This window comes from Streptomyces sp. NBC_01268 (assembly GCF_036240795.1).
Classification (GTDB): Bacteria; Actinomycetota; Actinomycetes; order Streptomycetales; family Streptomycetaceae; genus Streptomyces.
Window position 1 is genome coordinate 2,369,029 of record NZ_CP108454.1, and the last position, 12,457, is coordinate 2,381,485.

Genomic DNA, 12,457 nt, shown 5'->3' on the forward strand with positions numbered 1-12,457 from the left:
GCTTGCCGACGGTTGCAACCGGCGGGGCCGCGGATTCATTCCGGGCCGAGGCGCGTCTTTCCCTTTCATGCTCGCACACCCGGCGCGGAAGGCGGGAGCGGCGACGGGCGAGGCGAATTCGTCACATCGACACTATGGCCATCGTCAAAGTGACGTGAAGCGGTTATGATAGATAGCGTCATTTAGACGAAAAGGCTTTTCGAGGCTCACCGTAGAAGTAGAAAGGGTGCGTGACGTGACCACCGCCCAGCCCCTGGACGTCCAGCCGACGCCGCTCGCCCTGCTGCTCCTCGGCCGCGAGGCCGACCCCAAGAGCGAGCGCGGCGTGGAGTGCCCCGGCGACCTGCCGTCGCCCTCCGACCCCGACCTGGTGGAGCGTGCCCGCGCCGCCAAGGAGAAGCTGGGGGACAAGGTCTTCGTCCTCGGGCACCACTACCAGCGGGACGAGGTCATCCAGTTCGCCGACGTCACCGGCGACTCCTTCAAGCTGGCCCGTGACGCCGCCGCCAAGCCGGAGGCCGAGTACATCGTCTTCTGCGGCGTGCACTTCATGGCCGAGTCGGCCGACATCCTCACCACGGACGACCAGAAGGTCGTGCTGCCCGACCTGGCCGCCGGCTGCTCGATGGCCGACATGGCCACCGCCGAGCAGGTCGCGGAGTGCTGGGACGTGCTGACCGAGGCCGGCGTCGCCGACCGGGTCGTGCCCGTCTCGTACATGAACTCCTCCGCCGACATCAAGGCCTTCACCGGCAAGCACGGCGGCACCATCTGCACCTCGTCCAACGCGAAGAAGGCCCTGGACTGGGCCTTCGAGCAGGGCGAGAAGGTGCTGTTCCTGCCGGACCAGCACCTGGGCCGCAACACCGCCGTGCGCGACATGGGCATGTCCCTGGACGACTGCGTGCTCTACAACCCGCACAAGCCGAACGGCGGCCTGACCGCCGAGGAGCTGCGCGACGCGAAGATGATCCTGTGGCGGGGCCACTGCTCCGTGCACGGGCGCTTCTCGCTGGACTCGGTCAACGACGTCCGCGAGCGCATCCCGGGCGTCAACGTGCTCGTCCACCCCGAGTGCCGGCACGAGGTCGTCGCCGCCGCGGACTACGTGGGCTCGACCGAGTACATCATCAAGGCCCTGGAGGCGGCCCCGGCCGGCTCCAAGTGGGCGATCGGCACCGAGCTGAACCTGGTGCGCCGCCTGGCGAACCGGTTCGCCGCCGAGGACAAGGAGATCGTCTTCCTCGACAAGACGGTCTGCTTCTGCTCGACCATGAACCGGATCGACCTGCCGCACCTGGTGTGGACCCTGGAGTCGCTGGCCGAGGGCAACCTGGTCAACCAGATCCAGGTCGACAAGGAGACCGAGTCCTTCGCCAAGCTGGCGCTGGAGCGGATGCTGGCTCTGCCGTAACGATGCGCCGACCTCGGCGGCCTCGGCCACGGCGGCCTCGGGTCTCCGTACGGCACGGGAAGGGGCGCCCCGCGTGATCGCGGGGCGCCCCTTCCGTCGTGCGTCCGGCGTCAGACGCCCGCCGGCTCCTTCGCCTGCGGCGGGATCTCCGCGGCGCCGGTCGTCGCCGCCCGCTTCGCCGCCTTCTTCTTCGCGCGGCGCTCCTTGCGGAGCTCCACCATCGCGTAGAGGGTCGGGACGAGCAGCAGGGTGAGCAGCGTCGAGCTGATCAGTCCGCCGATGACGACCACGGCCAGCGGCTGGGCGATGAAGCCGCCCTGACCGGTGATGCCGAGCGCCATCGGGAGCAGGGCGAAGATCGTCGCCAGAGCGGTCATCAGGATCGGGCGCAGCCGGTGCCGGCCGCCCTCGACGACCGCCTCGACCACGCCCAGGCCCTGGGCCCGGTACTGGTTGATCAGGTCGATCAGGACGATCGCGTTGGTGACCACGATGCCGATCAGCATCAGCATGCCGATGAGCGCGGGCACGCCCATCGCGGTGCCGGTGGCCACCAGCAGGCCGAGCGCACCGGTCGCCGCGAACGGGATGGAGACCAGCAGGATCAGCGGCTGGATCAGCGAGCGGAAGGTCGCGACCAGCAGCATGAAGACGATCGCGATGGCGGCGAGCATCGCCAGGAACAGGTTGACGAAGGCGTCGGTCTGGTCCTCGGAGACTCCGCCGATGGTCGCGGTCGCGCCGGCCGGCAGCTTCAGCTCCTTCAGCTTGGTCTGCAGCGCGGCGCTGACCGCTCCGGTGTTGTCGCCGACCGGGGTGGCGGTGACCGTCGCCGCGCGGGCGCCGTCGATCCGGGTCTTGGAGACCGGGCCCGGCACCAGTTCGACGCTCGCGATGTCACCCAGCTTCACCGGGCCCAGCGGCAGCGCCTTCAGCTCGGCGAGCGTGGTGGCCGGCTTCGCCGAGGTGATGAGGACGTCCCGCTCGGTGTCGTCGAGGATGGCCTTGCCGGTCGGGGTGCCGTGCACGGCCTGGCCGACGATCATGCCGAGGGTGGTCGCGTCGAAGCCGGCGTCGGCCGCCTTCGCGTTCGGCCGGACCGAGATCCGCGGGACCGACTGCGACAGGTCGCTCTGCACGTCGGTGACGTCCTTCAGCTGCCCGACCGCGGTCTTCACCTGGTCGGCGGCGGCCTTGAGGACCTGCGGGTCGGCGGCCTTGACCACGACGCTCAGGTCCTGGCTGCCGAAGGCGGCGCCGGCCGCGATGGTCGTGTCGCCGATGCCGTCCAGCTTGCCGAGCGCGGCCTCCACGCTGTCGTGGATCTTCTCGTACGAGGCGGAGTCCTCCAGCGCGACCTGGTAGGTCGCCTGGTTGGCGCCGGTGCCGCCGCCGAAGGCCGCCATGAAGCCGGAGGAACCGACGGTGACCTGGTAGTCCTTGACGCCCTCCGTGCCGGCCAGGACCTTCTCGACCTTCTTCGCGGCCTCGTCGGCGGCCGACAGGCTGGTGCCGGGCGCCAGTTCCTGGCGGACCGTCATGACCTCCTGCTCGCCCTGGTCGAAGAAGTTGGTCTTCAGGAGCGGGGTCATGCCGAAGGTGACCACGAGCACCACGAGGGCGATGGCCACGCTGGTGAGGCGGCGCCGGGTGGCGAACCGCAGCACCGGCACGTACAGGCGCTGGAGCCTGCTGCGGTTCTCCTTCTCCTCGGCGAGCCGCCGCGCCTCCTCCTGGTCCTCCGAGGTGCCCTTGGGGGCGCGCAGGAACCAGTACGACAGGACCGGGACGACGGTCAGGGAGACGAGCAGCGAGGCGAGCAGGGCCGCCGTGACGGTCAGCGAGAAGGAGCCGAAGAGCTGCCCGATCATGCCGCCGACCAGGCCGATCGGCAGGAAGACCGCGACCGTGGTGAGGGTGGAGGAGGTGACCGCGCCGGCCACCTCGCGGACCGCGGTGAGGATCGCGGTCTCGCGCTCCTCGCCGTACCCGAGGTGCCGCTTGATGTTCTCCAGGACCACGATCGAGTCGTCGACGACCCGGCCGATGGCGATGGTGAGGGCGCCCAGCGTGAGCATGTTCAGGGAGAGGTCACGGGTCCACAGCACGATCAGGGCGAGGACGACCGAGAGCGGGATGGAGACCGCGGTGACCAGGGTGGAGCGGATCGAGGCGAGGAAGACCAGGATCACCAGGACGGCCATGACCAGGCCGAGCATGCCCTCCGTGGTGAGGCCGGAGATCGACTTGGCGACGGCCGGGCCCTGGTCGGAGACGACGGTCAGCTCGGCGCCGGAGCCGAGGTCCTGCCGCAGCTTCGGCAGCTCGTCCTTGACCGCGTCGGAGATGCCGACGGCGCTGCCGTCCTTGTCCATGGTGGCGTACACGGCGAGGCTGGGCTTGCCGTTGGTACGGGTGAGGGAGACCCGCGGGGACTCCTCCTGCTTCACGGTGGCGACGTCGCCGAGGCGGACCGCCTTGCCCTGCTCGGGCTTGATCCGCAGGTCCTGGAGCTGCCGCAGGGAGGTGTAGCCGCCGCCGACCTGGACGGTGCGGCTCTTGCCGTCCTCGGAGAAGGCGCCGGCCGGGAGGGTGGCTCCGCCGGACCGGACGGCCTCGGCCAGCTTCATGGTGTTCAGGCCGGCCGCGGCCAGCTTGCGCGGGTCCGGGGTGATGGAGACCTGGAGGTCCTGGACGCCCGAGACGGAGACCTGGCCGACGCCGTCGATGCCCTCCAGGACGGGGACGACGGTCCGCTCCAGCTGGTCGGCGAGCGCCTGCGGGTCCTTGTCCGAGGAGACGGCGAGGACCACGGTCGGCATGTCGTCCGTGGAGCCGGCGATGACCTGCGGGTCCACCGCGTCGGGGAGCTGGGCGCGGGCCCGGTTCACGGCCTGCTGGACGTCGGCGACCAGCTGCTTGGTCGACTCGTCGCCGTAGTCGAAGCTGGCCATGATGACGGCGCTGCCCTCGGAGGCGGTCGAGGTGACGCCCTTGATGCCGTCGACGGCCTTGAGGGCGCTCTCGATCGGCTCGACGACCTGCTTCTCGACCACGTCGGGCGAGGCGCCCTGGTAGGGGGCGAGGACCGAGACCATCGGGAACTCGATCGACGGGAACAGCTGCTGCTTCAGCTGCGGGATCGCTATCGCTCCGAAGACGATGGCGACGATGGACATCAGCCCGATCAGGGCCCGTTGCGCGAGGCTGAATCTGGACAGCCAGGACATGCGGTCTCTCTTCCGTGGCGTGCTCGGCAGGCGTCCGGTCACCCCCGAGGAGTGCCGTCCGGGCACCGCCAGGGGTGCCCGTCTACACGATCAGCCATGAGGACGGGCAGATCCTCGCCCCCCGGGCCCAATTCCTTATGCCGCGCATACCGCGTCTGGAGTACGCCGGACCCGGGACTCACTCCACCCTTGGACGTACGAGCCCCGACTCGTAGGCGGTGACGACCAGCTGGGCGCGGTCGCGGGCGCCCAGTTTGGCCATGGTCCGGTTCACATGGGTCTTGACGGTGAGCGGGCTGACGTCGAGCCGTTCGGCGATCTCGTCGTTCGAGTGCCCGCCCGCCACGAGCACCAGGACCTCCCGCTCGCGGGCGGTCAGCGCCGTGAGCCGTTCGGAGTACGCGGGCCCCGACCCGTCCCCCGGCTCCGAACCGCCGCCCTGCGCCAGGAACTTGGCGATCAGGCCCTTGGTCGCCACCGGGGACAGCAGGGCCTCGCCGGCCGCCGCGATCCGGATGGCGCCCAGCAGCTCCTCCGGTTCGGCTCCCTTGCCGAGGAAGCCGGAGGCCCCGGCGCGCAGCGACTGCACCACGTACTCGTCGACCTCGAAGGTGGTCAGCATGACGATCCGCACGGCGGACAGCTCCGGGTCCGCGGTGATCATGCGGGTGGCGGCAAGGCCGTCCGTGCCCGGCATCCGGATGTCCATGAGCACCACGTCGGCCCGCGCCGAGCGGGCCAGGGCCACCGCCTGGGCCCCGTCCGCGGCCTCGGCGACCACCTCCATGTCCGGCTCGGAGTCGACCAGGACCTTGAAGGCGCTGCGCAGCAGCGCCTGGTCGTCGGCGAGCAGTACCCGGATCGTCACGCTTTCCCCCCGCTGTCGGCGTTCACCGGCAGTATCGCCTGCACCCGGAAGCCGCCTCCGTACCGGGGCGCGGCGGTGAGCGAGCCGCCGAGCGCGGTCACCCGCTCCCGCATGCCGAGCAGCCCGTGGCCGCCCCGGTCGGCGTGGTCGCCGTGGTCGGCCGGCGGCGGCAGCGGCGGGCCGTCGTCCAGGACGGTGATCTCCACCGTGCGGCCGACCCGGACGACGCTGACCTCGGCCCGGGCGTCGCCGCCCGCGTGCTTGCGCACGTTGGTCAGCGCCTCCTGGATGATCCGGTACGCGGCGAGGTCGACGGCGGCCGGCAGGGCGGTGCCGGCGTCGGTGCGGGCCAGCTCCACGGGCAGCCCCGCGTTGCGGAAGGTCGCCAGCAGGTCGTCGAGGACGGCGAGCCCCGCCACCGGCTCGGTGGGGGCCTCCGGGTCGCCCGACTGGCGCAGCAGCCCGACCGTGGCGCGCAGCTCGTCGAGGGCGGAGCGGCTGGCGGCGCGGACGTGCCCGAGGGCCTCCTTGGCCTGGTCGGGGCGCTTGTCCATGACGTGCGCGGCGACCCCGGCCTGCACGTTGACCAGGGCGATGTGGTGGGCGACGACGTCGTGCAGGTCGCGGGCGATCCGCAGCCGCTCCTCGGCGACCCGGCGGCGGGCCTCCTCCTCGCGGGTGCGTTCGGCCCGTTCGGCCCGCTCGCGGATGGCGTCCACGAAGGCGCGGCGGCTGCGCACCGCGTCCCCGGCGGCCGCGGCCATCCCGGTCCAGGCGAAGACGCCCAGGTTCTCCTGCGCGTACCAGGGGGTGGGGCCGAAGAACATGGCGGCGGCGGTCAGCAGGCCCATGGTGGCGAGCCCGAGCCGCCAGGTGGTGGGCCGGTCGGTGTGCGAGGCGACGGTGTACAGGGCGACGACGACGCTCATGGCGACCGGCGCGGGCCGCTCGTCGCCCACCAGCTGGACGAACGCGAAGCCGCCGGTCACCGCCAGCACCGGGATGGGCCGGCTGCGGCGGAGGACCAGCGCGAGGGCGCCGAGCAGCATCAGCACGATGCCCTCGGTGGTGGGCGCGCGGGTGCCGAAGGTGGGCCCGTCGGGGCCGTGCGGGTCGGTGAAGGAGCTGATGACCATCGCCACGAGGACCAGCAGGGCGAGGCCCGCGTCGAAGGCGAGCGGATGGGTCCGCTGCCGGTCCCGGGCCCGGGCGAGGAGGGTGCCGTCGGTCGTCACAGCAGGAAACGGTACGGCGCCCCCGGCCCGGGGCGGGCGCCCCGGGCCGGGACCGGACACCGGTCAGCCCGGGATCAGGCCGTCGTCGGAGAGCATCTGACGCACCTCGTCGAGGGTCGCGTCAGGAGCCGGGAGGATCAGTTCGGACGGCTCCAGGGCGTCGTCGGGCAGCGGCTCGCCGAGCCGCCGCACGGCGTCGAGGAGGGCGCCGAGCGTCCGGCGGAAGCCCTCCTCGTCCCCCGACTCCATCTCCTCGAGGAGCTCGTCGTCCAGCTCGTTCAGCTCGGCGAAGTGACTGTCGGCCAGCGTGCACTGGCCCTCCCCCATGATCCGTACGATCATGACGTGCCGTCCTCCTGAAGGAAGTGCCCCGAGGAAGTGCCCCTGCGGGCCGCTACTTCTCGAAGCGCGGGTGGGACTGCTGCTGCGACGGGTCCTGCTGTCCCGCGGCGCCGCCCTCCAGGGCCTGCTGCTGCGCCGACGGGCCTCCGGCCAGCTCGGCCTTCATCCGCTGGAGCTCCAGCTCGACGTCCGTACCGCCGGACAGCCGGTCGAGCTCCGCCTGGATGTCGTCCTTGCCCAGGCCCGACTGGTCGTCGAGCGCGCCCGAGGCGAGCAGCTCGTCGATCGCGCCGGCCCGCGCCTGGAGCTGGGCGGTCTTGTCCTCGGCCCGCTGGATCGCGAGGCCGACGTCGCTCATCTCCTCCGAGATGCCGGAGAAGGACTCGGCGATCCGGGTCTGCGCCTGGGCCGCCGTGTAGGTCGCCTTGATGGTCTCCTTCTTGGTGCGGAAGGCGTCGACCTTGGCCTGGAGGCGCTGCGCCGCGAGGGTGAGCTTCTCCTCCTCGCCCTGCAGCGTCTGGTGCTGCACCTCCAGGTCGCTCACCTGCTGCTGCAGCGCGGCGCGGCGGGACAGCGCCTCGCGCGCCAGGTCCTCACGGCCGAGCGCCAGCGCCTTGCGGCCCTGGTCCTCGAGCTTGGCGGACTGGCCCTGCAGCTGGTTCAGCTGCAGTTCGAGCCGCTTGCGGGAGGTCGCCACGTCGGCGACGCCGCGGCGCACCTTCTGCAGCAGCTCCAGCTGTTTCTGGTACGAGTAATCGAGGGTCTCGCGCGGATCCTCGGCCCGGTCGAGGGCCTTGTTTGCCTTCGCGCGGAAGATCATCCCCATACGCTTCATGACACCGCTCATGGGCTTCGCGCGCCCCCTTCTGACGGACTCGGCTCCAGCTCTCCAACAGAAACCACAGTACGGTTCCCGACTCCATTACCGCACTGTTCGGGACCCGATGTGCTCCTCCCCAAGGACGAGTGACGATCATCCGCCCTCCCGCCCAGGGAGTAGAGGAACCTCGGGGTCCCCTGCCCAGGGACGCAGGCCGTTAGCGGATCGTTCCCGCCGACGCTGGGGTCCATGCGTGGCACCACGTACCCTTGGCCTTGTGTTCCGTAGCCGTTCGAAGGACGAGAAGGCCCCCACCGAGAAGGTGACGGCGGACCTTTCCAAGCAGCCCCGCGACCCCGAGGCCCCCAAGGGCCGCCCGACCCCGAAGCGGAGTGATGCCCAGTCGCAGCGCCGTCGCGCGCAGTCCGCGCCGTTGGACCGCAAGGAAGCATCCAAGCGGCAGCGTGAGGCGCGCCGCACCGACATGGTCCGGCAGCGCGAGGCGCTGGCCAGCGGTGACGAGCGCTACCTGCCCGCCCGTGACAAGGGTCCCGTGCGGCGCTTCGTGCGTGACTTCGTCGACTCGCGCTTCGCGGTCGCCGAGTTCTTCCTGCCGATGGCCGTGGTCATCCTGGTGCTCTCGCTCTTCGGCAACACCAACCGCTCGCTGCAGAACATCTCGCTGCTGCTCTGGGCCGGTGTGATCGTCATGATCGTCATCGACTCGATCGGCATCGTGATCCGGCTGCGCAAGCAGCTGAACGAGCGCTTCCCGAACGAGCCGAAGCGCGGCGCCGTCGCGTACGGCCTCATGCGCACGCTCCAGATGCGCCGGCTGCGGCTGCCGAAGCCGCAGGTCAAGCGCGGAGAGCGACCCTGAGCGCGGACGGCTCCGGTTCGGCGTCGCCCGTCGTCGCCCACTGGCCGGTCGTGCCGGGCGGACTGCGTGACACCGTCCGTCAGGAGTTGATCGCGCGCCAGCTCGACGAGCAGATAGCCGCCCGCTACCCCGTGGGGCAGCGGCTGCGGATCCTCGACGCGGGCATGGGGCAGGGCACGCAGGCCCTGCGCCTGGCCCGGGCCGGGCACACCGTGACCGGCCTGGAGGCCGACCCCGAGCTGCTCAAGGCCGCCCGCGAGTCGCTGGCCACCGAACCGGCCGGCATCCGCGAGCGGGTCCGGCTGATCGAGGGCGAGGGACGCGAGACCGGCGTGCACTTCCTGCCCGGCAGCTTCGACGTCGTCCTCTGCCACGGTGTGCTGATGTACGCCGACGAGCCCGACGCCCTGCTCGCGGGCCTGGCCCGCATGCTGGCCCCCGGCGGCCTGCTCTCCCTGGTGGTCCCCAACGCGGAGGCGCTGGCCATGCGGCCGGGCCTGGCCGGGGACTGGGTGGGCGCGCTCGACGGCTTCGAGTCGGACGTGTACACCGACCGCAACGGCACCAAGGTGCGGGCCGACCGCTTCGACGCGCTGACCGCGACGCTCGCCGGGATCGCGGCACCGCTGCACGCCTGGTACGGCGTGCGGGTCTTCACCGACGGCATCCCCGGCGACGAGGGCCTGCCAGCCGCGGACGAGCTGGAGCGCCTGCTCACCGCCGAGGACCGGGCCTCGCGCACGGATCCGTACCGGCGCATAGCGGGCCTGCTGCACCTCTGCGGCGTACGGGGCTGAGACACCCGGGCTTCCGGGGTGCGGGCCTCGGGCCCGCACCCCGTTTCGCGTTCTCCGGGTTCCTCCGGTGCCTCTCCGGCCGTCTCCGGGCTTCTCCCGGCCTCCTCCGGCCTTCCCCGGGCTCCTAGCCCTCGGCGTCGAGCGCCATCGGGCCGTAGATCTTCGTCCCGTCCTCGGAGAGCGTCACCTGGTCCGCGCCGCCGTCGAGCAGGTCGCGCCAGTTCTCGCCGATCCAGGATTCCGCGTCGCCCTGGGTGGGGAACTCCTCGGGGGTCACCGCCGGTGCGACCTCAGTGCCGTCGGACTTCTCGAACCGCCACGTCCATGCCATGCCAGCCTCCGGATGATCGGTTTCCTGCCCGCAGCGTAGCCGGGCGCGCACCGCTTGCGGTGACGCGGGAGGATCTGAGGGTGGAACTGACTCTGCTCGGCACCGGCGCACCCCTCGGACTCCCCCGACCCGACTGCCCCTGCGCGGTGTGCGCGCTGTCCCGCGGGGAGCGGGCGCGGGCGGCCACCTCGCTGCTCGTGGACGGGGCGCTGCTGTTGGATCTGACGCCGGGGGCCGCACTGGCCGCGGCCCGTTCGGGGCACTCGCTGGTCGGGGTGCGGCAAGTGCTGCTCACGCATCCGCACGACGGGCCGGCCGTGGAGCTGCCCGCGGGGCTGCCCACGGCGGGGCGGGTGCCGGACGGGCGGGAGCTGACCCTGATCAGCGGCCACCGGGTGCGAGCGGTGTCCATGGACTCGCCGGGCACCGGGTACGAGGTGACCTCGGCGGAGGGCGAGCGGCTGCTGTACCTGCCGCCGGGCGCCGCGGCGGCCGGCCTCCCGGACGACCACCGGCCCCCGTACGACATGGTGATCGCCGATGTGACGGGCCGGCCGGACGGGCTGGCCCGGCTGCGGGCCATCGGGGCCGTCGGCCCGAGCACCGACGTGATCGCCGTGCACCTGGACCACGACGCGCCCGCCGGGGCCGAGCTGGACCGGCGGCTCGCGGCCGCGGGGGCGCGGGCGGTGCCGGACGGGACGACGCTGTACGTGGGCGAGTACCACGAGGTGCCGGACGTACCGCGGCGGACGCTGGTGACGGGCGGCGCCCGGTCCGGGAAGTCGGTGGAGGCCGAGCGGCGCCTGGAGACCTTCCCCGAGGTGCTGTACGTGGCGACGGGCGGGACCCGCGAGGGCGACCCGGAGTGGGCGCAGCGGGTGGGGCTGCACCGGGAGCGGCGGCCGGGCTCCTGGCGTACAGCCGAGACCACCGACCTCGTACCGCTGCTCACGGCCGAGGGCCCGGCGCTCCTCGTCGACTGTCTGTCGCTGTGGCTGACGGACGCCATGGACCAGGTCGGGGCGTGGGACGACGAGCGCTGGGAGTCCGGCGGCCGGGAGGCGCTCGCGGGCCGGGTCGCCGAGCTGGTGGCGGCGGTGCGGGCGACGCCCCGCACGGTCGTGGCGGTGACGAACGAGGTGGGTTCGGGCGTGGTCCCGGCGACGGCCTCGGGGCGCCGTTTCCGCGACGAGCTGGGGCGGCTCAACGCGGCCTTCGCCGACGAGTGCGAGCAGGTTCTGCTGGTGGTCGCGGGGCAGGCGCTGGTGCTGCGCGGGTAGGCCGAGGCGGACGGGCCGCGGGCGGCCGTGGACCGGGCGGCACCTTCCGGACAGGGTGCGGGGGCCCCGGGTAGGGTTCGAACGTCCTACGACCATGGTCACGAACGATTGACGTCCCTAGGCGGAACGAACCTTGAACCTCGACGACTTCTCCGATCTGATCGAGCGCCCCGACGGGGGGATCCGGCGTGACGCCGAGGAGCGCAGGGAGCGCCTGAGCGTGCGCCCCGGGGCGCTCGGTCGGCTCGACGAGCTGGGCGAGTGGCTGTCGGCGGCGCAGGGCGCGGTCCCGCCGCGGCCGGTGGAGCAGCCGAAGGTGGTGCTCTTCGCGGGCGACCACGGCGTGGCCTCGCTGGACGTGTCCGGGCGGGCCGCGGGCGGCGGGTACGCGCTGGTGCGGGCCGTGCTGGACGGGGCGAGCCCGGTGGCGGTGCTGGCCCGGGCCCAGCAGGTGCCGGTGCGGGTGGTGGACGCGGGTCTGGACTGCGACCCGGAGCTGCTGCCGGCGGAGGTCACCCGGCGCCGGGTGCGGCGCGGCACCGGCCGGATCGACGTCGAGAACGCGCTGACCCTCGACGAGACCCGCGCGGCGCTCGAACTGGGCATCGCGGTCGCCGACGAGGAGGCCGACTCGGGCACCGACCTGGTGGTGCTCGGGGATCTGAGCGTGGGCGGTACGACGCCCGCCTCGACGCTGATCGCCGCGCTGTGCGGGACGGACGCCTCCGTGGTGACCGGCCGGGGCGGTGCCGGGATCGACGATCTGGCGTGGATGCGCAAGTGCGCGGCGGTGCGGGACGCGCTGCGCCGGGCCCGGCCGGTCCTCGGCGACCAGCTGGAGCTGCTCGCGGCGGTCGGCGGGCCCGACCTCGCGGCGACGACCGGCTTCCTGCTGCAGGCCTCGGTGCGGCGGCTCCCGGTGATCCTGGACGGTGTGGTGGGCGCGGCCTGTGCGCTGGTGGCGCAGCGGGCGGCGTTCCGGGCCCCGGACTGGTGGCTTGCGGGCCAGGTGAGCGGGGAGCCGGCGCAGGCGAAGGCACTGGACCGGATGTCGCTCAACCCTCTGCTCGATCACGGCGTCACTGTGGGCGAGGGAACCGGGGCACTGCTCGCTCTCCCCCTCGTCCGGGCCGCCGCCGCGCTGGCCGCGGAGCTGCCGGAGGTGACCACTCCGGAGGCGGACACCACGGCGGAGGAGACCGCCGGGGTGACGGACGAGGTGGGCTGAGCCGGATCACCGGCCCGGATGCGTTCGCC

Annotated in this window: 11 protein-coding genes; 5 read left to right on the forward strand and 6 right to left on the reverse strand. The window is 72.5% G+C overall.

Annotated features, from left to right (window positions below):
- Positions 1-226: 226 nt before the first annotated feature.
- Entirely contained in the window at positions 227-1,414 is a 1,188-nt protein-coding gene (nadA, locus tag OG309_RS10380) for a quinolinate synthase NadA (RefSeq protein WP_329419966.1), read from the forward strand.
- Positions 1,415-1,524: 110 nt separating this feature from the next.
- On the opposite strand, the gene OG309_RS10385 is transcribed toward nadA, so the two are convergent.
- The 5 genes from OG309_RS10385 to OG309_RS10405 all read right to left on the reverse strand — a co-directional run bounded on the left by OG309_RS10385 (position 1,525) and on the right by OG309_RS10405 (position 7,936).
- A complete protein-coding gene (locus OG309_RS10385; protein WP_329419968.1) occupies positions 1,525-4,644 on the reverse strand; it encodes an efflux RND transporter permease subunit in 3,120 nt (1,039 codons plus the stop codon).
- A 178-nt stretch (positions 4,645-4,822) separates the two neighbouring features.
- Positions 4,823-5,512: a response regulator transcription factor gene (locus OG309_RS10390; RefSeq protein ID WP_329419969.1), complete on the reverse strand. Its 690-nt coding sequence runs from the start codon at positions 5,510-5,512 to the stop codon at positions 4,823-4,825.
- Positions 5,509-6,747, reverse strand: coding sequence for a sensor histidine kinase (locus OG309_RS10395; protein WP_329419970.1), 1,239 nt, complete (start codon positions 6,745-6,747; stop codon positions 5,509-5,511). The genes OG309_RS10390 and OG309_RS10395 overlap by 4 nt, the downstream gene beginning before the upstream one ends.
- A gap of 63 nt (positions 6,748-6,810) precedes the next feature.
- Positions 6,811-7,089 carry a PspA-associated protein PspAA gene (gene pspAA, locus OG309_RS10400; protein ID WP_329419971.1) on the reverse strand — a complete coding sequence of 93 codons (279 nt, stop codon included), beginning with the start codon at positions 7,087-7,089 and terminating at the stop codon, positions 6,811-6,813.
- A gap of 52 nt (positions 7,090-7,141) precedes the next feature.
- Positions 7,142-7,936, reverse strand: a complete 795-nt coding sequence (locus tag OG309_RS10405) for a PspA/IM30 family protein (RefSeq protein WP_329419973.1) — start codon at positions 7,934-7,936, stop codon at positions 7,142-7,144.
- 250 nt (positions 7,937-8,186) lie between these two features.
- Between OG309_RS10405 and OG309_RS10410 the strand changes: the two genes are divergently transcribed.
- Positions 8,187-8,789, forward strand: a complete 603-nt coding sequence (locus OG309_RS10410; protein WP_329419974.1) for a DUF3043 domain-containing protein — start codon at positions 8,187-8,189, stop codon at positions 8,787-8,789.
- A 50-nt stretch (positions 8,790-8,839) separates the two neighbouring features.
- A complete protein-coding gene (locus OG309_RS10415; RefSeq protein ID WP_329419975.1) occupies positions 8,840-9,586 on the forward strand; it encodes a class I SAM-dependent methyltransferase in 747 nt (248 codons plus the stop codon).
- 124 nt (positions 9,587-9,710) lie between these two features.
- Here the strand turns inward: OG309_RS10415 and OG309_RS10420 are convergent, their stop codons facing one another.
- Complete coding sequence (locus OG309_RS10420; protein ID WP_132915666.1) at positions 9,711-9,917, reverse strand: hypothetical protein; 207 nt, start codon at positions 9,915-9,917, stop codon at positions 9,711-9,713.
- Between the two features lie 80 nt (positions 9,918-9,997).
- Here OG309_RS10420 and OG309_RS10425 point away from each other — a divergent pair, with 80 nt between their 5' ends.
- Together OG309_RS10425 and OG309_RS10430 are read left to right on the forward strand one after the other, a co-directional pair.
- Positions 9,998-11,200 (forward strand): bifunctional adenosylcobinamide kinase/adenosylcobinamide-phosphate guanylyltransferase, encoded by a 1,203-nt coding sequence (locus OG309_RS10425; protein WP_329419978.1) that lies wholly within the window; start codon positions 9,998-10,000, stop codon positions 11,198-11,200.
- 133 nt (positions 11,201-11,333) lie between these two features.
- Positions 11,334-12,428, forward strand: a complete 1,095-nt coding sequence (locus OG309_RS10430) for a nicotinate-nucleotide--dimethylbenzimidazole phosphoribosyltransferase (RefSeq protein ID WP_329419980.1) — start codon at positions 11,334-11,336, stop codon at positions 12,426-12,428.
- The last annotated feature ends 29 nt before the right edge of the window (positions 12,429-12,457 follow it).